This window comes from Streptomyces sp. NPDC007095, from assembly GCF_040634475.1.
Taxonomy (GTDB): Bacteria; Actinomycetota; Actinomycetes; order Streptomycetales; family Streptomycetaceae; genus Streptomyces.
Genome location: NZ_JBEYFS010000098.1, coordinates 17,527 through 39,737 on the forward strand (window position 1 = coordinate 17,527; position 22,211 = coordinate 39,737).

19 protein-coding genes and 2 pseudogenes are annotated in these 22,211 nt (G+C 69.8%); 19 read left to right on the plus strand and 2 right to left on the minus strand.

Features of this window, described 5'->3' with window-relative positions:
- The first annotated feature begins 135 nt into the window (after positions 1–135).
- The 13 genes and pseudogenes from ABZ656_RS29705 to ABZ656_RS29765 all read left to right on the plus strand — a co-directional run.
- A complete protein-coding gene (locus ABZ656_RS29705; protein WP_101407304.1) occupies positions 136–705 on the plus strand; it encodes a TetR/AcrR family transcriptional regulator in 570 nt (189 codons plus the stop codon).
- Positions 686–2,995 (plus strand): glycoside hydrolase family 2 TIM barrel-domain containing protein, encoded by a 2,310-nt coding sequence (locus tag ABZ656_RS29710; protein WP_360271609.1) that lies wholly within the window; start codon positions 686–688, stop codon positions 2,993–2,995. Before ABZ656_RS29705 ends, ABZ656_RS29710 begins: the two co-directional genes overlap by 20 nt.
- A 100-nt stretch (positions 2,996–3,095) precedes the next feature.
- On the plus strand, positions 3,096–3,824 hold the full coding sequence (locus ABZ656_RS29715) for a GDSL-type esterase/lipase family protein (protein ID WP_360271612.1): 729 nt from the start codon (positions 3,096–3,098) through the stop codon (positions 3,822–3,824).
- A gap of 33 nt (positions 3,825–3,857) precedes the next feature.
- Entirely contained in the window at positions 3,858–5,660 is a 1,803-nt protein-coding gene (gene uidA, locus ABZ656_RS29720; protein WP_360271615.1) for a beta-glucuronidase, read from the plus strand.
- Positions 5,661–5,848: 188 nt separating this feature from the next.
- Entirely contained in the window at positions 5,849–6,247 is a 399-nt protein-coding gene (locus tag ABZ656_RS29725; protein WP_360271618.1) for a hypothetical protein, read from the plus strand.
- 897 nt (positions 6,248–7,144) lie between these two features.
- The gene (locus tag ABZ656_RS29730; RefSeq protein ID WP_101407300.1) at positions 7,145–7,633 is read left to right on the plus strand and encodes a hypothetical protein; all 489 of its coding nucleotides are present in this window, start codon (positions 7,145–7,147) and stop codon (positions 7,631–7,633) included.
- The gene (locus tag ABZ656_RS29735; RefSeq protein WP_360271621.1) at positions 7,626–8,531 is read left to right on the plus strand and encodes a dienelactone hydrolase family protein; all 906 of its coding nucleotides are present in this window, start codon (positions 7,626–7,628) and stop codon (positions 8,529–8,531) included. Before ABZ656_RS29730 ends, ABZ656_RS29735 begins: the two co-directional genes overlap by 8 nt.
- The gene (locus ABZ656_RS29740) at positions 8,528–9,355 is read left to right on the plus strand and encodes an alpha/beta hydrolase (RefSeq protein ID WP_360271624.1); all 828 of its coding nucleotides are present in this window, start codon (positions 8,528–8,530) and stop codon (positions 9,353–9,355) included. The genes ABZ656_RS29735 and ABZ656_RS29740 overlap by 4 nt, the downstream gene beginning before the upstream one ends.
- A gap of 77 nt (positions 9,356–9,432) precedes the next feature.
- On the plus strand, positions 9,433–10,317 hold the full coding sequence (locus ABZ656_RS29745; protein WP_360271627.1) for an MBL fold metallo-hydrolase: 885 nt from the start codon (positions 9,433–9,435) through the stop codon (positions 10,315–10,317).
- Positions 10,318–10,326: 9 nt separating this feature from the next.
- Positions 10,327–10,803: a PaaI family thioesterase gene (locus ABZ656_RS29750; RefSeq protein ID WP_360271630.1), complete on the plus strand. Its 477-nt coding sequence runs from the start codon at positions 10,327–10,329 to the stop codon at positions 10,801–10,803.
- Positions 10,800–11,852 carry an LLM class flavin-dependent oxidoreductase gene (locus ABZ656_RS29755; RefSeq protein WP_360271633.1) on the plus strand — a complete coding sequence of 351 codons (1,053 nt, stop codon included), beginning with the start codon at positions 10,800–10,802 and terminating at the stop codon, positions 11,850–11,852. The genes ABZ656_RS29750 and ABZ656_RS29755 overlap by 4 nt, the downstream gene beginning before the upstream one ends.
- A gap of 110 nt (positions 11,853–11,962) precedes the next feature.
- The gene (locus ABZ656_RS29760; RefSeq protein ID WP_101407296.1) at positions 11,963–12,652 is read left to right on the plus strand and encodes a transcriptional regulator; all 690 of its coding nucleotides are present in this window, start codon (positions 11,963–11,965) and stop codon (positions 12,650–12,652) included.
- 119 nt (positions 12,653–12,771) lie between these two features.
- Positions 12,772–12,981 (plus strand): annotated as a pseudogene (locus tag ABZ656_RS29765) (AMP-binding protein); the annotation flags it as partial.
- Positions 12,982–13,088: 107 nt separating this feature from the next.
- On the opposite strand, the gene ABZ656_RS29770 reads toward ABZ656_RS29765, so the two are convergent.
- On the minus strand, positions 13,089–13,673 hold the full coding sequence (locus ABZ656_RS29770; protein WP_101407295.1) for a TetR/AcrR family transcriptional regulator: 585 nt from the start codon (positions 13,671–13,673) through the stop codon (positions 13,089–13,091).
- 296 nt (positions 13,674–13,969) lie between these two features.
- On the opposite strand from ABZ656_RS29770, the gene ABZ656_RS29775 reads away from it, so the two are divergent.
- The 6 genes and pseudogenes from ABZ656_RS29775 to ABZ656_RS29800 all read left to right on the plus strand — a co-directional run bounded on the left by ABZ656_RS29775 (position 13,970) and on the right by ABZ656_RS29800 (position 21,302).
- A complete protein-coding gene (locus tag ABZ656_RS29775) occupies positions 13,970–14,455 on the plus strand; it encodes a 2Fe-2S iron-sulfur cluster-binding protein (protein WP_360271637.1) in 486 nt (161 codons plus the stop codon).
- The gene (locus tag ABZ656_RS29780; protein ID WP_360271640.1) at positions 14,452–15,450 is read left to right on the plus strand and encodes a xanthine dehydrogenase family protein subunit M; all 999 of its coding nucleotides are present in this window, start codon (positions 14,452–14,454) and stop codon (positions 15,448–15,450) included. Before ABZ656_RS29775 ends, ABZ656_RS29780 begins: the two co-directional genes overlap by 4 nt.
- Complete coding sequence (locus ABZ656_RS29785) at positions 15,447–17,690, plus strand: xanthine dehydrogenase family protein molybdopterin-binding subunit (RefSeq protein ID WP_360271643.1); 2,244 nt, start codon at positions 15,447–15,449, stop codon at positions 17,688–17,690. The genes ABZ656_RS29780 and ABZ656_RS29785 overlap by 4 nt, the downstream gene beginning before the upstream one ends.
- A 43-nt stretch (positions 17,691–17,733) precedes the next feature.
- Positions 17,734–18,846 (plus strand): annotated as a pseudogene (locus tag ABZ656_RS29790) (XdhC family protein); the annotation flags it as partial.
- A 356-nt stretch (positions 18,847–19,202) separates the two neighbouring features.
- Positions 19,203–20,498, plus strand: a complete 1,296-nt coding sequence (locus ABZ656_RS29795) for an SNG1 family protein (protein ID WP_101407291.1) — start codon at positions 19,203–19,205, stop codon at positions 20,496–20,498.
- Positions 20,499–20,732: 234 nt separating this feature from the next.
- The gene (locus tag ABZ656_RS29800) at positions 20,733–21,302 is read left to right on the plus strand and encodes a TetR/AcrR family transcriptional regulator (RefSeq protein ID WP_101407290.1); all 570 of its coding nucleotides are present in this window, start codon (positions 20,733–20,735) and stop codon (positions 21,300–21,302) included.
- 35 nt (positions 21,303–21,337) lie between these two features.
- On the opposite strand, the gene ABZ656_RS29805 is transcribed toward ABZ656_RS29800, so the two are convergent.
- On the minus strand, positions 21,338–21,601 hold the full coding sequence (locus tag ABZ656_RS29805) for a hypothetical protein (RefSeq protein WP_180362692.1): 264 nt from the start codon (positions 21,599–21,601) through the stop codon (positions 21,338–21,340).
- Positions 21,602–22,211: the final 610 nt, after the last annotated feature.

A 22,211-nucleotide genomic window follows, 5' to 3' on the forward strand; every position in this document is an offset into this window, starting at 1 on the left:
TGTGCTGGTCATGGCGGCCACGGTCGGCCTCGCTGGGGATGCACCACGAGCGTGGGCGGCGTCGAAGATCACTCCCCGACAAACGCCGTAAACCGATCGGTTTTCAGTTGGCCGGATTCGAGTTAACCTCGCAATATGACCACCGAGGCGAAGTCAAGTCCCCGAGAGCGGCTGCTGGAGGCAGCGGCCATGCTCACCTACCGAGACGGTGTCGGCATCGGCGTCGACGCGCTGTGCAAGGCGGCCGGGGTGTCGAAGCGCTCCATGTACCAGCTTTTCGAGAGCAAGGACGAACTGCTGGCGGCAAGCCTGGAGGAACGCGCCTCCGGCTACGTGGCGACGCTCCTGCCTCCGGCGGACGACAACCGTTCACCCCGCCAGCGGATCCTGCACGTCTTCGACCAGTTGGCATCACATGCGGCTGCGCCCGACTTCATGGGCTGTCGGTACCTGGTTGTGCAGATCGAGCTCAAAGACCAGGGCCACCCTGCGAGTCGGGTGGCCCGCCAGGTCAAGGAGGACCTGACAGGTTTCTTCCGTGCCGAGGCCGAACGGGGAGGCGCGCGCGACCCGGATCTGCTGGCCCGACAGTTGATCCTGGTCTTCGACGGCGCCAGCGCCCGCGCGGGAATCAAAGCCGACACGCCTACAGGGCTGATCGCTCCCACGGTGACCACCCTGCTCGATGCGGCCGGCATGCGCTGACGCATCACGTCGGCGAGCAGTCTCGGCGAGCGATGCGCTCCACGAGTCGCTGGTCTACCTCAACGGCAGCTTCGCCGGCCAGTACCCCTCGGGGTACTCGGTGTTCGCCGTCCGGGCCGACGACTTCCTGCGGTACGGCGCCGACAACGAGGTGCGGGTGGAGTGCCGCACCCATCAGGACTCCCGCTGGTGCCCGGGCGCCGGGCTGCACCGGGACGTCAACCTCGTCGTGGGCGAGCTCGTCCACATCGCCCTGGACGGGGTGCGGGTCACCACCCCGGAGGTGGACACCGGGCACGCGGTCGTCGAGGTGGCCACAGTGGTGGTGAACGAGGGCCTCGCCACGGCCACGGTGGACGTCCGTACCGAGATCCACGACGGTTCCGGGACCCTGGTCGCCACCGACACGGCCGTCCTCACCGTTCTGCCCGGCGAACCGGCGACCGTACGCCGGCGCCTCCACGTCGCCGATCCTGCGCTGTGGGACGTGGAATCGCCCGCCCTGTACACCGCCACGGTCGTCCTGCCCGGCCTGGACGAGGAGCGCGTCACCTTCGGCGTCCGCACCCTGCGGCTCGACCCCGAACACGGCCTGCGGATCAACGGGCGGACCGTCAAACCGCGCGGCGCCTGCGTCCACCACGACAACGGCGTCCTCGGCGCCGCCGCCGTCGCCCGCGCCGAGGAACGCCGGGTGGAGATCCTCAAGGAGGCCGGGTTCAACGCGATCCGCAGCGCCCACAACCCGGTCAGCCGGGCCATGCTGGACGCCTGCGACCGGCTGGGCATGCTCGTCCTCGACGAGCTCTTCGACGCCTGGACCGCCGTGAAGTCTGACTTCGACCACGCGCTGGCCTTCTCGCAGTGGTGGGAGCACGACGTCGAGGCGATGGTGGCCAAGGCCTTCAACCACCCCAGCGTCGTCCTGTACTCCATCGGCAACGAGATCCCGGAGCCCGCCACCCCGCACGGCGCCGTCTGGGGCCGCCGGATCGCCGAGAAGCTCCGCTCCCCGGACGACACCCGGTACGTCACCAACGCGACCAACGCCACCTTCGGCGTCATGGACGAGGCCCTCGCCATCGCCCGCAGCAGGGTGGGCGCGACGGGCGAGACCATGGGCGTCAACGCGATGATGGCGACCATGGGCCAGGTCCTCGACGAACTCGCCACCTCCGACCTGGTCACCGAGCAGACCGCCCAGATCCTGTCGGTGCTCGACGCGGCGGGCCTGAACTACCTCGAATCCCGCTACGAACACGACCGCAAGCTGTTCCCGAACCGCATCGTCGTCGGCTCCGAGACCCACCCCACCCGCATCGACCGGCTGTGGCGGCTGGTGCTCGACAACCCGCAGGTGATCGGCGACTTCACCTGGGCAGGCTGGGACTACCTCGGCGAGGCGGGCATCGGCAGGGTGGGCTACGCCGACGAGGACGTCGGGCAGGGCCAGGGCATCGCGGGATCGTACCCGTGGCTGACAGCCCGCACCGGCGACATCGACATCACCGGCCACCGCCGCGCCCCCTCCTACTACCAAGAGATCGTCTACGGGCTGCGGTCCACGCCGTACATCGCAGTGCACCGGCCCGAGAATCATGGCCGGAAGATCGTCGCCGGCCCCTGGTCCTGGCCGGACGTGGTCTCCTCCTGGAGCTGGGACGGCGCGGAGGGCGCCCCGGTCCGCGTCGACGTCTACAGCGACGCCGACGAGGTCGAACTCCTCCTCGACGGCTTCGCCCTCGCACGGCTGCCCGCGGGCTTGGACCACCGCTACCGCGCCGAGTTCGACACCGTCTTCCGGCCCGGCGAACTGGTCGCCGTCGCCTACACCGGCAGCCGCGAACAGGGCCGAACCACCCTGGTCTCCGCCTCCGGTCCCGTACAGCTGTCCGTCACGGCCGACCGGTCCGCCGTCCGCGCCGACGACACCGGCCTGGCCTTCGTCGACATCGCCCTCACCGACGCCGACGGCAACCCGCACCACCGCCACGACCGGCCCGTCACCGTCGAGATCACCGGCCCCGGTGTCCTCCAGGGCCTGGGCAGCGCCCGTCCGGTCACGGAGGAGTCCTTCACCGGCCGCACGCACACTACCTACGACGGCCGGGCGCTGGCCGTCGTACGGCCCACCGGACCGGGCGAGATCGACGTCACCGTCGCCGCCCCGGGGTGCGCCTCCGCATCCCTGACCATCCGCGCGTCGCACCCCCGCCCGTCGTACGGCCCACCGGACCGGGCGAGATCGACGTCACCGTCGCCGCCCCGGGGTGCGCCTCCGCATCCCTGACCATCCGCGCGTCACACCCCCGCGACTGACCCGTACCTCGGTTCGTGCGAGCGAGGCGAGCGGACTCTTCACCCCCCTTCCGCAGAGGAGACGATCACCCATGCCACCCCTGGGCAGTGACACCGACGACCTGAGGAACACCCTGCTGCGCGTGGCCGGGCTGTCCGCCGCCGACGACGAGGCGAGCGACCTGGAGCGGGCGGAGGCGGAGGCCCTGCGGCCCGTGCTGTGGACCGTGCTGAGCCGGTTCGGACAGCAGATCCAGCGACAGAACCAGCGGATGCGCGTTTCGCAGTTCGACCTGCTCGGGGCACCGCCGCACCGGGTGGTGTTCCTCGGCAGCAGCATCACCGAAGGGGGCCGGTGGGACGAGTGGTTCCCAGAGCTGCCGACCCGCAACAGGGGAGTCGGCGGCGACACCGTCGACGACGTCGCGGCCCGTCTCGACAGCGCGCTCAACCAACCGCTGAAGATCAACCTGCTGATCGGCGCGAACGACCTGAGGGACCTCGTCGAGCCCACCGGGGTCGACGACATCGCCGCCCGGATGGAGCGCCTCGTCGCCCGGATCCGTACCACCGTCCCCCAGGCGCCGCTCTACCTCAACAGCGTCATGCCCCGGGCACAGGTCTACGCCACCAACGTCCGGGCTCTGAACAGGCACTACGCCCGCATCGCCGACCGGGCCGGAGCGACCTACGTCGATCTGTGGTCGGCGCTCGCGGGTCCGGACGGTGCGCTGCGCCCCGAGTTCACCCTCGACGAACTGCACCTCACCGGCGCCGGCTACCGCGCCTGGGTCGAGGTGCTGCGCCCCCACCTCGGCTGACCGCCGCCCCTTCGACAACCGGAGAACACGCCGATGCTGAAGCCCCGATCCACCGCCACCCGCGAGCTGGTCAACCTCGACGGCCTGTGGCGGTTCGCCGCCGGCGGGGCGGCGGACGAGCAGCCGTGGACCGCCGTCCTCGACACCCGGCTCGAAGCAGCCGTACCCGCCAGCTACAACGACCTCTTCACCGAAAGCGCGATCCGCGACCACGTGGGCCGGGTCTGGTACCAGCGGACGGTGCGAGTGCCGCGCGGCTGGACCGACGAACGGGTCGTGCTGCGCCTGGATGCGGCCACCCACCACGGTGAGGTGTACGTCGACGACGTCCTCGTCGCCGAACACCATGGCGGCTACACGCCGTTCGAAGCGGACATCACCGAACACGTGCGCGCCGGAGAGGAGTTCCGCCTCACCGTCGGCGTCAGCAACGAACTGACGAACGTCACCATCCCCCCGGGCACGATCACCGTGACCCAGGACGGTCGCCGCAGGCAGACCTATCTCCACGACTTCTACAACTACGCCGGCCTCGCCCGCTCGGTGTGGCTGTACAGCCGCCCGGCCGTCCACATCGAGGACATCACGGTCGTGACCGGTGCCGAGGGCACCACCGGGACGGTCGAGTACGACGTCGTCACCAACGCGCCGGCCACGGTGCGCGTCCGCGTTCTGGACGCCACGGGCCGCGAGGTGGCCGCGTCCGAGGGGGCGAGCGGCTGTCTGCGGATCGACGAGGTGACGCTGTGGCGCCCCGGGGCGGCCCACCTCTACGACCTCGTCGCCGAGGCGGTGCAGGACCACGAGGTGACGGACACCTACACCCAGGCATTCGGCGTCCGTACCGTCGAGGTCCGCGGCACCCAGTTCCTCGTCAACGGCGAGCCGTTCTACTTCACCGGCTTCGGCCGGCACGAGGACACCCCGGTACGCGGCAAGGGTCACGACGACGCCTACCTCGTCCACGACTTCCAGCTCATGGAGTGGACGGGCGCCAACTCCTTCCGCACCTCGCACTACCCGTACGCGGAGGAGGTGCTGGACTTCGCCGACCGGCATGGCATCGTCGTCATCGACGAGACGGCGGCCGTCGGCCTCAACCTCGCCGTAGCCGGAGGGCTCGTCGGCCGCACGCATCAGCCGACCTTCTCGGCCGACACCTTCAACGACGACACCCGCGCCGCCCACGCCCAGGCGATCCGCGAACTCGTCGCCCGTGACAAGAACCACCCCAGCGTCGTGATGTGGTGCCTTGCCAACGAACCGTCCTCCAACGAGGAAGGCGCGCGGGAGTACTTCGAGCCTTTGGTGGAGCTCACCCGCAAGCTCGACCCCACCCGGCCGGTCTGCTACGCGGCCGTGATGTTCGCGACCTACAAGAACGACCGCATCGCCGACCTCTTCGACGTGATGTGCCTCAACCGCTACTACGGCTGGTACGTGGCGACCGGCGACCTGGCCGCTGCCGAGCGCCACATGGCCGGTGAACTCCGGGGCTGGGTAGAGAAGTTCGGAAAGCCGATCATCATGAGCGAGTACGGCGCCGACGCGATGCCGGGCGTGCACTCGGTGTGGGACACGCCGTGGACCGAGGAGTACCAGGTCGCCTACCTGGAGGCGAACCACCGAGCCTTCGACGGCGTCGAGGCCGTCGTCGGCGAACACGTGTGGAACTTCGCCGACTTCCAGACCTCGAACGGCATCCACCGCGTCGACGGCAACCGCAAGGGCGTGTTCACCCGCGACCGGCGCCCCAAGTCGGCCGCCCACGTCCTCCGGGCGCGCTGGAAGCGCCTCGACGGCCGCAAGCCGTCGGGAACGGAGCGGGAGCGGTGACGCGCGCCGCCGCCCTGCCGGCCCGTCATCCTTCCCAAGACCAAGGCGGGTCGCTGACATGAGTACGTCCGACACCACCCCGGAGCTCCCCGAGGAACTCCGCAAAGAGATCGACGCGTGGGCCGCGGCCCCCTCGCGGCACCCGCTGATCGGCGACTGGCGCTTCGCCGGACACCGAAGGGGGCGCGGTGCGATCCGGCCTCCGGGCACACTCGTCGCGGCAGCGGACCTCGGCATCACGGGGGACACGTCCGAGGACCTCTCGGAGCCGATCCAGCACGCCCTGCACGAACTCGGCCGAAGGCGCGGCGGGGTGCTCCAGCTGGCGCCGGGTCGAGCCGCATCGCAGCCGCGTGCTCGCCCTGCGTGCGGAGTACGAAGCCGGCTTCCGCGCGATCGTCGACGCGGGCGTCAAGGAGGGGTGCTTCACGGTCACCTCCCCCCGGCTGGTCTCCTATGCCGTCCTCGACCTCGGCATGGGGGTCGCCGCTTGGTACCGCGAGGATGGCGAACTCACCGAGGACACCATCGTCTGGCAGTACGGCGACTTCGCCCTCCGCCTCGCGGGCATGAAGTCGGAGGGCTGACGCGGAATCCTGCATAGCCCACGTCGAGTTGTGTAGGGCGAGCTTCCTGATGTCCGTTCGGGCGGGACACACCTTCGCCGGGAGGGCCGCGCCGACGCGTCCCACGCGCACGTCTCGGCTCGGGTCACCTGGCCGACCTTGGTTCCTTCGATTTACGGCTGTGGGTCGGGGAACGGAGTGTCGCCGGGCGGCGTGATCCCGGCGATGAACGTGGGCGGGGTGGGGGTGGTCACGGCTCGGGCCGAGGCGGCGGCGAGGAAGCCTGCGAGCTCGGGCGCAGGCCGCGGCTGAGCGGTCGGTTGGTCGCGAAGATGCGTGCCGCATCTCGCCGTTACTAAATGAGCTCGGCCACAAGGTCGTGGTGCCGGTTGCCGCCGTGCGGCGTTCGTTCGGGTTCAGGGCCTGCTTGGCGTGGCTGACGGCCTCCCCTGTCGGCCGCATTCCTGGGTGCATGAACCATGACGACTGGAATCGCTATACATTCCTTATAGTCGCTGCTACCGTTCCTGGCCATGACGAAGGAGTCACACCGTAGATCGCGTCCCGGGATGGCCAGTGCCGTGCGCGGCACCAGTCCGGCACGTGCTCGTGAGCCGCATGCTGGTCTCCGCGCCGGCCGGCGGCCGTCGAGGAGCCGGTCTGCCCGGTCGATCACCAGGCCGGTCCACGGTGTGCCTGCCCTCGCCACCCGTACACGGCCTTCCACCTCGAGTCGGCAGGCAGGTCGCTGACGCCGAAGATCCCGTTCCGGGCCCGCCGCGCAGCTCATGCAAGCCCACCCGAGCCGGGGCACGCGCCCTCGCCCGCGCTCAACGGCGCGCTTGTCGGGTCTTCCCGTTCTGATTCGCGAACTGACCGGCTGCTGAAGGCCTTCCTTTCCGAAAGGGATCCGCCAACATGTCTGACAACGCAACCGCGGCCACTCGTGCCGAAGTGACGGAATGGTTCTTCCAGGACTACCTGCCGCGGTGGGTCGCCGTGGCCGCGGGCACGTCCGACGAGGGGCCCGAGTTCGTCCTCGACTACTGGGGCACCCCGTTGCACGTCACGGCCCTGGGCCAGTCGTTCTGGTGCCTTGATGACGCGAGCGTGCTCGCCTTCCTGGAGATGAATCAGGCGCCTCTGCGGGAGGCGGGATACAGCCACACCGTGGTGCCCGACCGGCGGGTGTTCGTCTACAACACCGTCGGTGCCGCGATCGAGGTGATCTGGTCACGGCGCCGTGCCGACGAGAGCGAGATCGAGCGTTGGGCGGTGCAGTTCAGCGTGGCCAAGTCCGACAAGGGCTGGCGTGTGGTCGGCGTCCACTCGGCGGCCACGGACAAGGACAGGCTCGCCGACATCTGGCCCGTCGGACCGGTCCTGGAAGAGGCGAACCGTGGCTGAGAAGGTCTATCCGCCGCTGGTCATGCCCGAGGGCGTCGGCCGGCAGAAGGTCACGGTGTGGAGCGACGGCATCGCGCTCGACGCGGATGTGTACCGGCCGACGGACCTCGCCCCCGACGCCGCCGTCCCCGCCGTCGTGCTGTGTCACGGCTGGGGTGGCAGCAAACTCACCGCGGAACGCTACGCGGCACTGTTCACCTCTGCCGGCATGATCACCCTGACCTTCACTCAGGGCAGCTGGTTCGACTCGGGATCCCCGCTGCAACTGATCGACGACGCCCCCGACCTCGACGACGGCAACGAGGCGCGCGCCCACGTGCGGTTCATCCGCGACCTGGTGGATCCGTTCGCCTGGGCGGCGAACCTGCGCGCGGCCCTGGACTACGTCGAAGGCGAGCCGGGCGTCGATCCCGCCCGCATCGGACTGTGGGGCACCAGCCTCGGCGGAGGCATCGCCGTGCACCAGGCCGCCAACGACCCCCGGGTGAAGGCGCTGGCCGTGCAGGTGGCCGCCATCGCTCCCCTGAGCGGCCCCGTCGCACAGCTCGCCCGCACGCGCGCGATCGACACCGCCCGCGGCGACACGGACCCGATTCCCCAGGGCGTCGATCCGTGGCCGAACATGGAGGGAACCCCGCACCTGGCGAAGCTGGCGCACTTCAACCCTCTCGCGCAGGCCGACCGGCTGCGGATCCCCGCCCTGATCATCGACGCCGGCGACGAGGAGATGTACCCCATCGCCGACAACGGGGCCCGCGCGGCGGAAATCATCAAGAACACTCCCGGCGGCGTCGTCGACTACCAGGTCATCCCCGGCATCGACCACTACGGCATCTACTTCGACGGCTACGAGCCCGGCAGCCGGGCCGCCCTCGACTGGTGGAAACAGCACCTGTGAGAACACCGCACACGCTCACCGTGCCCACCACCCTGGGCCCGCTCCACGTGCAGGACGTCGGCCCCGCCGTCGGCCCCGTGGCACTGCTGTGGCCGAGCCTGTTCAGCGACGGCGACACCAGCTGGGGCGCACAGCTCGACGGCCTGCACGCTCTGGGGTGGCGGACGTTGCTGGTCGACCCCCCGGGTACCGGCGGCAGCGCGCCGGCCGCGCGGCGGTTCACCATGGAGGAGTGCGGTGAGGCCGCGCTTCGGGTGCTCGACGACGCGGCCGTCGACCGGGCGGTCTTCTTCGGGCTGTCGTGGGGCGGCTTCGTGGCGCTGCGGGTCGCGCTCGCCGCGCCGCGCCGTGTGACCGCTCTGGTCCTTTCCAACACCAGCGCCCGAGGGGTGGGCCTGCGCGAACGCCTCAGGGTCCGCATGCTCTCCCTGCTCATCCGGGTCGGTGTTCCGGGTGGCCTGGGCCGGCTGGTCGTGGCCGGGATGCTCAGCGACCACTCCCGCCGTCACGACACCGGGTTCGCCCCCAAACTCGCCGCAACGGCCAACAGCCTCGACAGCGCGGGGCTGGCCCGTGCCGCGCGGTCGGTTCTGGGCGACCGCACCGACGTGGTCGATGCCCTGCACCGGATCACCGTCCCCACCCTGGTGATCGTCGGCGCCGAGGACAAGGCGCTGCCGCGGGCCCCCCATTCCGACGATCTGGCCGAACGCATCGTCGGCGCCCGACTCGAGGTGCTGCCGCGCGTCGCCCACCTCGCTCCCTGCGAGGAGCCCACCAAGGTAGCGAACCTGATCAAGGAATTCCTCGCACCGCTGGGATAGCGCCCACTGCTCCAACTCCCGCGCATGACCGCCCTCGTACGGCACATCACCGCGCGGCAACGAAAGGAACACCACGCATGGCTGAGCTGACTTACGACGTGTACGTCTGTGACGGGGTGCCGCGCGCCCGCGCCGAGCGGTTGCCGGGCGGTGGCCGGATCGTGTCGTCTCCGCTGGCTTCGACGCTGATCGTCGGGGAGCGGGATGCGGTGCTGGTGGACCCGCCGTTCACCCGTGAGCAGACGCAGGCGGTCGGTGACTGGGTGGAGCGCTCCGGCAGGCGCCTGGCCTACATCTACGCCACCCACGGCCACGGCGACCACTGGTTCGGCACCGGCGAGCTGCTGGAACGCTTCCCCGACGCCATCCCGTACGCCACCGAGGGCACCATCAAGATCATGCGCCGCAACGTCGAAGGGCGCGCGCAGTTCTGGGACGCGGACTTCCCGGGCCTGATTCCGGACACCCCGCTCGTCTACCGGACCGTCCCCGCGGACGGGTTCGAGCTGGAAGGGCACCGGATCGAGGCGGTCGAGGTCGGTCACACCGACACCGACGACACCACCGTCCTGCACGTCCCCTCGATCGGCCTGATCGTCGGAGGCGACGTCGTCTACAACGGCGTGCACCAGATGCTGCTGGAGACCCCGGGCGGCGGATTCGAGTCGTGGCTGGCCGCCCTCGACGTCCTCGACTCCCTCAACCCCCGCTTTGTCGTGGCCGGCCACAAGAACCGTGACCTGCCCGACGAGCCGACCATCATCGACGAGACCCGCCAGTACCTGCGCGACGCGCAGCGACTGCTCGCCGAGAAGCCCACCCCGCAGCAGTTCTTCGACGAGATCACCGCCCGCTGTCCCGACCGGCTCAACATCGGCCCCGTCTGGTACGGCGCGCACGGCCTCCTCGGTGTTCCCATGCCCGTGGTGCCCGAGGGCGACCCCGACCAGGCGAACGAGTAGGGGCCTCCAGTGACACAGCCCAGGACCGACACATCAGCCGGCCCCGACGAAGCCCCCCGCTCAGGCTTCGACGTGTTCCGCAGCGCGTTCGTCGAGGCCGCCGGCCTGACCTTCACCGAGGTCACGGGCACGCGGGTGCGGGGGGAGATACAGCTGGGCCCTGAGCACCACACCCCGTGGGGAGTGGTGCACGGCGGGGTCTACACCACCGCAGTGGAGTCCGCCGCCACCGTCGGTGCGTCCGCCGCGATAGCCGATCTCGGCCAGGTCGCCGTAGGGGTGGCCAACAGCACGGACTTCCTCCGGCCGATCACCACCGGGACGGTTCAGGTGCTGGCCGAAGCGATCCAGCAGGGGCGCAGCCAACAGCTGTGGCAGGTGAGCGTCACCAGCGTCGACAACGGCAAGCTCATCGCCCGCGGACAGCTGCGGCTGGCCAACGTTCCCCCCACAGGCCTCCCGAACACGTTGGGGCAGCAGCCATGACCACCACCTCCTCCTCGTCATCCACCACCCAGGGCCGCAGTCCGGCGGGCCTGGACATATCGGCGTCGTTCGCGACCACGTTGGACACGCCGGAGCACATCCGGATCGCCGAGGAACTCGGCTTCCGGCGTGCGTGGCTGTACGACACACCGCAGCAGAGCCCCGACGTGTGGATGACGCTGGCCCTGGCCGCCCAGCGCACCCACCGCATCGGGCTCGGACCGGGCGTCCTCGTACCGGCGCTGCGCCACCCGATGGTCAACGCCAGCGGGGCCGCGGCTCTCGAGCGCCTGGCCCCCGGGCGGGTCGCGGTCGCGTTCGGTACCGGGTACACGGGCCGCCGGGCGATGGGGCAACAGCCCGTCTCGTGGGCGTACATGACCCGCTATGTCACGGCCTTCCGCGCGCTCCTCAGGGGCGAGACGGTCGAGTGGGAGGGCAGCCCGATGCGCATGCTGCACACCCCCGAACACCCGCGGGGCGCGTCGGACACCATCCCGGTCTACATCGCGGCGATCGGCCCGAAGGGCACGGCGATCGCCGAGTCACTCGGGGACGGCGTCTTCGTCGTGGGAATCGACGGTGTCTCCGAAGAGGTGACCAAGAAGTTCGGGAATGTCATTTATGGCACCGCCGGGTCCGTGCTCGGCGACGGCGAGGACCTCAGCAGTGAGCGACTGCGCACGGCGGCGGGCCCGGCACTGGCGCAGCTGTTCCACATCTCCTACGAACTCGGCGGTGAGGAAGCGGTCAAGGCGCTGCCCGGCGGGCCGGAATGGCTGGCCGTCGTGCTGGAGACACCGGAGGCCGAACGCCACTTCGCGGTGCACCACGGACACCTGCTACGACTGAATGACGCCGATACCGCCGCCTGGAACGCCGGGGGTAACACGCTGGTCGGGCACACCCTCACCGGTACGGCCGGAGACGTCCTCGCCAGGGTGAAGGAGCTGGCGGCGCAGGGGGTCACCGAGCTCACGTACCAGCCCGCCGGCGACATCCGCCGTGAGCTCGAAGCCTTCGCCGACGCGGTGGGCCTGCGGGGATGAGTCCGGCGCCCCGGACCCCGACGACGCCGCGCACGGGCCCGGACGTCTCGGGCACATGGGGGGGTGTACAAGCCATATAGTGAGGAGTTATCGAGCCGTACAGTAGAGACATGACGACCGCAAGAACATACGGCCAGATGTGTCCGCTCGCCCGTTCCATGGACATCCTCGGCGAACGGTGGACCTTTCTGATCGTGCGCGAGCTGCTGCTCGGGCCCAAGCGGTTCAAGGATCTCGCCGACACGCTCCCGGCTCTCGGGCCGAACCGTCTGACCGCGCGTCTTCGCAGTCTGGAGGCCGCCGACGTCGTTCGCCGGAGCACGCTTCCGCCGCCCGCCGGGGTGGCGGTGTACGAGCTCACCGAGAGGGGCGAGCAGCTTCGTGAGCCGCTCATCGCGCTCGGCCGGTGGGGGCTGGGGCTTCCCCCGTCTCCGGAGATCGACCCGGCGACGACCCGCGTGGACCTCATCGCCCTGAGCGTTTCGAGCCTTGTCACGCCGGACAAGCTCGCAGGTCTCAAGGAGATCTACGAGCTGCACGTGGGCAGGGAGACGTTCCATGTCGAGATCGCCGACGGCCGGATGTGGACGAGGAGCGGCCCGGCACCCGTTCGCCCCGACCTTGAGATCCACTGTCGTACGCGGACCTTCCTCAAGCTGATTTTCGGCGGCACCCAGGTGGCCGACGCGGTTCGGTCGGGCGATGTGCGGGTGGCCGTCGGATCGGACGAACTGGTCAAGCGTGCCTTCGACCTGATGTCCGGTACCGAGATCGATTACCCGGTGTACGTGGGTATGTAGCGGGGAGAGGTTCGCTCCGCGGGTGCCCACTGCTGCGTCCGCGGTGGGCGCGCCGGACCCTGCGGTCCGGCACCGGCCGCGGGCGGTCCAACGACCCCCGCTGCGTAACGGAGCAAGCCTTGGTACCTGCCCTGTCATTCGAGCCGCTGAGTCCCGTCTCCTTCCTGGACCGGTCGGCCGCGGTGTTTCCCGAGCGCACGGCCGTGATCGACGGACACCGGCGCTTCACCTACGCCGAGTTCCACGACCGGTGCCGGCGGCTCGCCGGCGTCCTGGCCGCGCTCGCGAACGGCCGCCCCGTCGCCGTCCTCGCGCCCAACACGCACCTCATGCTCGAGGCGCACCCCTTCTGCCTGGTGCCGGGGCACTGTCCACGATCGTCCGGTCGGCGGCGGAGGGCAAGACGAGACGAGACGGGGGCCGCAGACCCGACGGTTCAGCCGTGGGGTCCCGTGCCGCGCAGAAACGTGTCGACGACGAGCGTGGCCAGTGCGTCCGCGTTCTGCCGGACCTGGTCCGGGTCGAGATCCGCGCCGCCTCCGTGCTGGGCCTCGTCGACGAGGGCGTAGTAGACCCGCCGCGCCCACATGAGGTCCGTGTCCGGGGCGAGCAGCCCTTCGTGCTGGGCCCGGGCGAAAAACTCGAGGGCGCCGGCGTTGATCTCGGACCAGATCACCGCGGTGAGGGGGGTGTCGGCGAGGGGGTGGCCGAGGGTGAATCGCCAGACGCTCTTGATCCGCAGGATGTTCGCCGTGACGCGGTGCAGTGCCACGAGCGGTGGGGCGGTGTCCATGTGGGCGTCCTCTACGGCCTCCATGAGCTGCCGCTTCGCCGAGGCGGCGAGGGCTTCGATGAGGGCCTGGCGGTTGGCGAACCGCCGGTGCACCGTCGTCCTGGCCACGCCCGCCTGCTCGGCGATCTGCTCCATGGAGGCGCCGGGGTCTTCGGCCAGCACCTGCTCGGCCGCCTCCAGGATCGCGCGCATAGTGCGCGCGACATCGGCCCGCAGGGGTCGGCCCATGACTTATCCACTCCCGTTGTTGATTCGTGATGCATCGAAGACCATACGCCTGGCCTGCGGGTTTGTGCCGATTTGCATCATTGCTGTTGCGTGGAAATGTAAAGTTGCGACAATAGTGATGCGAGTAATTGGTCGAACTGCTACGTTGGTGTTTTAGATCATGGACCTACTCTCATGATTCGGTTCCCGGCCGGCGGCTTCTCAAGTCCGCGGAGCGGAGTCCCTCTGGTCCTGGCCTATGTGCCTGATGGCCCCCCATGAGAACGAGCCCACGGGCGAACCGGAGGAATGACACGGTGGAGATCGAGCTGCGGATCAACGGGTCCGCCCAGAGGCTGGACGTCTCGCCGCAGGTGAGCCTGCTCGACGCATTGCGCGAGTACCTGGGCCTGACCGGCACCAAGAAGGGATGCGATCAGGGCGCGTGCGGCGCCTGTACGGTGCTGGCCGACGGTCGGCGGATCAACGCGTGCCTCGCGCTGGCGGTGCAGTACCAGGGCCGTGAGATCACGACCATCGAAGGGGTCGACCACCCGTTGCAGGCGGCGTTCGTCCGTACGGACGGATTCCAGTGCGGCTACTGCACGCCCGGGCAGATCTGCTCGGCGATCGGGATGCTCGCCGAGCACAAGGAAGGCGCGCCCAGTGCCGCGACCGAGCATCTCGCCGACACCGGTGGGGAGCTGGACGAGACGGAGATCCGGGAGCGGATGAGCGGCAACCTGTGCCGCTGCGGCGCCTACAACGGCATCGTCTCGGCGATCAAGGAGGTCGCGAAGTGAAGTCGTTCTCCTACCTCAGCGCACCGGACGTGGGCACGGCGCTGCGCACGATCGCGGACAGTGGTGACGTGAAGTTCCTCGCGGGCGGGACGAACCTCGTCGACCTCATGCGTGAGGGCATCGAGCACCCGGCGACGGTCGTGGACATCACCCGCCTGCCGCTGACAGGGATCGAGGAACTGCCGGACGGCACCATCCGCGTCGGCGCACTGGTGAGCAACAGCCGGCTCGCGGCGGACCCCCTCATCAGGACCCGCTATCCGGTGCTGGCGCAGGCGATCCTGCTGGGGGCCTCCGCCCAGTTGCGGAACATGGCGACGGTGGGAGGCAACCTGCTGCAGCGCACCCGCTGCATGTACTTCTACGACGAGGCGTCGGCGTGCAACAAACGTGTGCCCGGCAGCGGCTGTGACGCGATCGGCGGGTTCTCCCGCGGCAGTGCGGTGCTGGGGGCGAGCGAGCACTGCGTCGCGACGCATCCCTCGGACATGGCGGTGGCGCTGGTGATGCTCGATGCGGTCGTCGAGGTGGAGAGCGTGCGCGGCCTACGGCGTATCCCGGTCGCCGAGTTCCACCGGCTGCCCGGCGACACCCCCCACATCGAGACGGTGCTGGCCGCCGACGAGCTGATCACGGCCGTCGAGTTGCCGCCGGTGCCGGTGGCGGTGCACTCGCGCTACCGCAAGGTCCGCGACCGCGCGTCGTACGCCTTCGCCCTGGTCTCCGTCGCCGCCGCACTCAAGGTCGCCGACGAAGACCGCATCGTCGAGGTCCGCCTCGCACTCGGCGGCGTCGCGACCAAGCCGTGGCGGGCACACATCGCGGAAGAGCTGCTGCTCGGCGCCGAAGCCACCGACGAGAGCTTCGCCAGGGCCGCCGCCGCCGAACTCGCCCCCGCCCTGCCCCTGCCCGACAACGCCTTCAAGACCGACCTGGCCCAGCGGACGGTCGTGGCCGTGCTGCGGAAACTCAACGCTGAGCGGAGCGCATCGTGACCGCACACACCAGAACAGGCTCCGAGCCCGGCGCGGACGTTTCCGTGCCCCTCGGGGGCGCGGTCGGCCAGTCGGTCGACCGCAGGGACGGCCACGCGAAGGTGACCGGGGCGGTGCGCTTCTCCGCAGAGCACCACTACCCGAACCTCACGTACGCGACGCTGGTACATGCCACCGTCGCCCGTGGCACGATCAGCGGCATCCACACGGCCGCGGCGGCCGCGGTGCCCGGCGTCGTGGCCGTCCTCACCCACCTCAACGCACCGAGGATCCGCCCGGTACGCAAACCCAACATCGTGCGGGACCTGGGACCGAGCGTGTCGGGGACCAGCCTCGACTACCTCAACACCGATCAGGTCTTCTGGGACGGTCAGCCGATCGCCGTCGTGGTAGCGGAGACCTCGGCCGCGGCGAACGAGGCCGCCACGCTCGTCGAAGTGACCTACGACCTGCTGCCCGCACGGGTGGATTTCGCCGCCGAGCAGAAAAACGCCACCCCGGCGAAGGGCGACCTCACCTTCGCCGGCCAGACGAAGAAGGGTGACGCCGAGGCGGCGCTGGCCGCTGCGGAAGTTTCGGTCGACCTGCGCTACACCACACCCGGCCTGCAGCACAACGCGATCGAACCGCACGCGACGGTCGCCGTCTGGGACGGTGACCACCTCACCGTGCACGACACCGCCCAGGCCATCAACCAGACCGGCCGCTACCTGGCCTGGCGGTTCGGTGTGCCGGCGTCCCACGTCCGCGTCCATGCCGAGTTCGTGGGGGGCGCCTTCGGCGCGAAGTTCGCCGTCTGGCCCGGCACGGTCATCGCGGCGATGGCGGCCAAGGCTGTCGGGCGGCCCGTGCGCCTGGCGCTGAGCCGCAGGGCCGTCAGCCGCGCCACCGGTGGGCGTACCGCCTCGACCAACCGGATCGCGCTCGGTGCGACTCGCGACGGGCGGCTCACCTCGCTGATCCAGGACAGCATCACCCGCACCGGCTCAGTCGGGGGCCTGCTCGAGGCGACCAGCTCGCCGGCCCGGCACCTCTACGGCGCCCAGAACATGCTGACCCGCCAGAACCTCGTTGCCATGGATCTGATGCCCAACACCTGGCTGCGCGCCCCCGGCGAGGCGATCGGCAGCTTCGTGCTGGAATCGGCGATGGACGAACTCGCCTACGAGCTGTCCATGGACCCGATCGCCCTGCGGCTGCGCAACGAGCCCGCAACGGATCCGACGGGTGGCAAGAAGTTCTCCCAGCGGATGCAGCGAGAAGCCTTCGAGACCGGCGCCGAACGCTTCGGCTGGGCGGACCGCACCCCCGAACCTCGCTCCATGCGGGACGGCGAGTGGCTCGTCGGGATGGGCACGGCCACCGCCTACCACCCGGTCGTGCGCCTGGTCGCCGACGTCAAGGTACGGCTGAGCGACGACGGCAGTGCGCTCGTGCAGTGCGGTTTCCACGAGATGGGCATGGGCGCCGCGACCGTACAGGCACAGATCGCCGCGGACGCGCTCGGCATTGCGTACGAGAAGGTCCGGGTCGAGTACGGCGATTCGGCCCTGCCGTCCGGACCGATGGCCGGCAACTCGAACCAGACGGCGACGGTGGCCACCAGCGTCCTCGCCGCATGCGCCGAGCTGACCCGGAAGGTGAGTGCCCTGGCCCGGCGTACGGGCACGACCGGTCAGGAACCGGCGGCCGCCCTGCGCGCGGCGCGGCGACCGTTCATCGAGGCCTCGGTCGGGTCGGCCACCCGGTTGGGCGCGCTGGGCAGTCAGGGCCGCTTCCTCTCCAACTTCCTGAAGGACCAGCGCTGGTCCAAGGCCGCCCGCGGCGCGCAGTTCTGTGAGGTGCGGGTGAACACCGACACCGGCGAACTGCGGATCTCACGCTGGCTCGGCATGTTCGACGTCGGCCGCGTCATCAACCCCAAGACCGCGGCGAGCCAGCTCCGCGGGGCCGTGGTCATGGGCATCGGCATGGCGCTGTCGGAGCAGAGTCTGGTCGATCCCCGCAACGGGCGCACCATGAGCGCCGGGCTCGACTCCTACTACGTGCCGGTGCACGCCGACATCCCCCCGATCGACGTCGCCTGGCTCGACGAACCGGACAAGACGATGCCCCTGGGAATCATCGGGCTGGGCGAGGTCGGCATGACCGGCGTGGTGGCCGCGATCGCGAACGCCGTCTATCACGCGACCGGCAAGCGGATCCGGGACCTGCCGATCACGCTGGACAAGCTGCTCTGAGACGACGGCCCGATCTGCGCACCACGACAAGAAAGTAACTCCCATGCTGGACATCGCGGACGAGCTGAACCGGTGGCTCGAGGAAGGGCGGGACTTCGCCGTCGCCACCGTCGTGGCAGTCAGCGGCAGCGCACCGCGAGGGCCGGGCGCCGCGCTCGCCGTCGACGCCGACGGAGCGGCCATCGGCTCGGTCTCCGGCGGCTGTGTCGAAGGCGCGGTCTACGACCTGTGCACCCAGGCGCTCAAGGACGGCCAGGCGGTGCGCGAGCGGTTCGGCTACAGCGACGAGGACGCTTTCGCCGTCGGCCTGACCTGCGGCGGTGTCATCGACATCCTGGTCACGCCCATACCCGCCGACGCGACCGGCCGGAAAACATTCCAGACGGCGCTGTCGGCCGCCACCCGGGGCGAGGCGGCGGCGCTGGCCCGCGTGATCCGCGGCCCGGCAGAGCTCCTCGGACGGGCGCTGACGGTCCGTGAGGGCGGATCCTGCGACCGCGGACTCGGCGGACGTCCCGACCTGGACCGCGCCGTCGTCGACGAGACCCGCTCCCTGTTGCAAGCCGGCCGCACCGGCACCTTCGACATCGCGCAGGACGGAACCCACTGCGATCCCGACCTGACGGTGTTCGTCGAATCAAGCGTCCCGCCGCCCCGCATGCTGGTCTTCGGCGCCATCGACTTCGCCGCGGCCCTGGTACGCGTGGGCAAGTTCCTCGGCTACCACGTCACGGTGTGCGACGCCCGGCCCGTCTTCGCCACCCGGACACGCTTCCCCGAGGCCGACGACATCGTGGTCGACTGGCCACACCGCTACCTGCACCGCACCCGGACCGACGAGCGCACGGTGGTGTGCGTCCTCACCCACGACGCCAAGTTCGACGTGCCTCTGCTGGAGACGGCCCTGCGGCTGCCGGCCGCCTACATCGGCGCGATGGGCTCCCGCCGCACCCACGAGGACCGCGACCGCAGGCTCCGCGAAATCGGCCTGACCGAAGCCGAACTGACCCGCCTGCACTCACCCATCGGCCTCGATCTCGGCGCTCACGCGCCCGAGGAGACCGCCCTGTCCATCGCCGCCGAGATCGTCGCCGCCCGCCACGGCGGAACAGGGCTGCCCCTGAGCGACTCACACACACCGATCCACCACGCCACTGAAGAGCGCCGGCCGGCGGCGATCGGCGCGGGTGGCCGCGTGACGCGACCGCGAGCCGACGGTCAGGAGCACCAGAACACTAGCCCGGTCCGGGCCGGCGTGGCCACCTCGATGCCGCCAGCCCGTGATCCGGACGGGGCCTTCCCGGGGACGGCGGTGGTCGATTTGAATAACGAAAACGATCGGTTTAGTATTACCGGGAAACCGATCGGTTTCCCTATGGGGGGGCGGCCGAGACCATGATCCACGGTTGCCTTCGTGTGCCGAAGGGTTTTGAGTCTGCAGGTTCCCGGTCCGGCGATGGTGCCGTCCGGTCTTGTCCCGATGTAGCTGTGTTGTCCAGGCCGGAGTAAGTCATGAATGGAATTCACCCCTTCCGCGTGCTGCGCGCGAAACCCCTGTGGATCGCCAGCGGTGTGATCACCGGCGTTCTCGCGCTGCTGTTCGCCGTGCTGTACGTCGGCGCCAACATCGACCCGGCCGGCCACATGAGGAACCTGCCCGTCGGCCTGGTCAACGCCGACGAGGGAGCCACGGTCGGCGGCAAGCAGGTGAACCTGGGAGCGCAGATCACCGGCTCGATCAAGAAGTCCACCGCGGGAGGGGACAAGGTCGACTGGAAGGTGATGGACGAGCGGGAGGTGAAGGAGGAACTCGGCAAGGGCAAGCTGTACGGTGCGCTCGTCGTGCCCGCCGGCTTCACGTCGTCGGTCGCCGCCCTGACCGGCAAGGCCGCCGAAATCCCGGTCCGCCCGGCGCTGACGGTGCTGACGAACCAGTCCGCGGGCAGCCTGGGCTCCAGTCTGGCGCGGGTCGCGACGACGCAGGCCGCCGAGAACGCCTCGCTCCACATTGGCAAGGAACTGACCGCCCGGATCGGACCAGCGCAGAAGAAGCTGCCCGCGGCGGCCCGCGTCCTGCTCGCCGATCCGGCCGCCGTCACGGTGAAGGACGGCCATCCCCTCGACTCGCACAGCGGCCTGGGCCTCACCGCGTTCTACTACGCGCTCGCCCTCGTGGTCGTCGGCATGCTCTCCGCCAACGTCATCAGCGGTCAGGTGGATCACACTCTCGGCTACACCCACAACGACCTGGGTCCGCTGCGCCTGCACCGCCCGCTGATCCGGGCGACCCGGGTGCAGACCCTCGCCATCAGCAGCACCCTCATGGCGGTCCTGTCCCTGCTGATGGGCACCCTGGTCATGGTCGGGGCGGTCGGCGTCATGGGCATGGACGCCTCCCACCTGCCGCTGTTGTGGCTGTACTCGGTGTGCGCCGTTGCGGTCTCCGGGATCGGCGCGCTCACCCTCCTCGCGGTGTTCGGCACCCCCGGCATGCTGGTGGCCACGCTGGTCTTCATCGGCATGGCGGTGCCAACGGCCAACGCCACCACGCCGATCCAGGCGCTGCCCGGCTTCTACCGCATCCTCGCGGAGTTCGAGCCCCTGCGGCAGATCGCCGGCGGCGTCCGCTCGATCCTCTACTACGGTGCGCAGAGCGACGCGGGACTGACCCGGGGCTGGGTCATGATGGCCGTCGGCCTCGTGGCGGCCGCGCTGTTCGGCTTCGGTGTGCTGGGGTGGTACGACCGCAAGGGGCTGCACCGCATCCCTGCCGAGACGGACCCCGAGACGAGCGCCACCCCGGTGTAGCGGCATTCCTTCCGCCTCCCAGGACGGGGCCGTTGTGCGGAGTGGCCCCGTGTGTGTCGCCCCCGTGGGGGCGAGGGGCGTGCACACCATCAGGGCTCGGCGACGGTCTTTCTCCCTCGGGACCGTCGCCGAGCCTCTGAGCGGACTTCGGTGCCCGGACGGCGCCGGTCGCCGCCGGGCATCACTGAAAACCGATCGGTTTCCAATTCGTCCGATTTGAGTTAACCTCACGACATGACCACCGAAGCGAAGTCAACTTCCAGAGAGCGCCTGCTGGAGGCGGCGGCCACGCTCACCTACCAGGACGGCGTCAATATCGGCGTCGACGCGCTGTGCAAGGCGGCGGGCGTGTCGAAGCGCTCCATGTACCAGCTGTTCCACAGCAAGGACGACCTGCTGGCAGCAAGCCTGGAGGAGTGCACTGCCCCCTTCGTGGCCACTCTCCTGCCCCCGGCGGACGACGGCCGCTCCCCCCGCGAGCGGATCCTGCACGTCTTCGAGCAACTGGAGTCGCAGGCGGGCGCGCCCGCCTTCCGAGGCTGCCGGTACCTGGCTGTACAGATCGAGCTCAAGGACCAGAATCACCCTGCGAGCCAGGTGGCACACCGGATCAAGGCGAAACTGACCGCCTTCTTCCGCACCGAGGCCGAGCGTGGCGGCGCGAGCGACCCCGATCTGCTGGCCCGGCAGCTGATCCTGGTCTTCGATGGCGCCGGCGCCCGCGCCGGGATCGGAGCCGACACCATGACGGGACTCATCGCCCCCACGGTGGTCACCCTGCTGGATGCGGCAGGCGTGCGCTGACGCCTCGTCCTTCCGGAAAGCACCTGGCCTCCTGGCTACTTTCCTGCGCCCGGGGGGAGGCCGATGGCGGTGAGCGTGTTACCGAGCATGCCGCAGGCAAAGAAACGTGCAGTCCGGTCGGCATCGGCACCCAGCGCCAGATGCACGGTTTCCCAGATCCTCATCCAGGCCGCCCGGACGTCGCGGCCGATCAGGTCGTCGCCCTGCGCCCCGGTGGCCGTCACGACGGCGTATCCCTGCATCTGCATCAGAAGTGTTTCGGGGCGCGTCGAGATCAGCCGCGTGTAAGCGTTCGCCAAGGCGCGAAGGGCCGGCGCGCCCCTCTCCACCCCGTTGGCCGCCCTCTCGAAAGCCAGGCGTGTGTCTTCCGCGCTCCGGGCCGATGCGGCGACGAAGAATCGGTCGTTCGCACTCGTGACAGGCGCGTCATCCGGTATCGGGAAGGGAACCGCGCTCGCGCTGGTCGCAGCGGGTTTCGATGTGGCCGGCACAAGCCGCGTAGTTGCCGAGGACCTGGGCATCCCGGAATTCAGCGGATGTGTGCTCGTTTCAGCGCTCCCCATGCGTGAGGCAGCCGGGTTGTCGCGTGACCGAACACCTCACGGTTGGCCAGGTCCGGTTGTCCCCGACTTGCGTCGCGCCGCGGTGGGGTTGGAGTGGACGTCGTGGCCGATCAGGTCAGGAGCCGGCTGCGTCTTCTTGTCCGGCCTCGCCAGCGACCGTCGCGTCCGCTCGGCCGGATCCGGCCCTCGGCCTTTACAAGGCATTCGGGGAAGGGCCGGCGCCGGCAGGCTGGTCACACGCGCGCCCGGGGGGCGGTGCCTGTCAAGTCAAATGAAACGAATGTGATGCTATGAAATCTGTTGTTCGGTTTGGCGTCGTTTGGCGGGGTCGTTGATCCATGCCTGG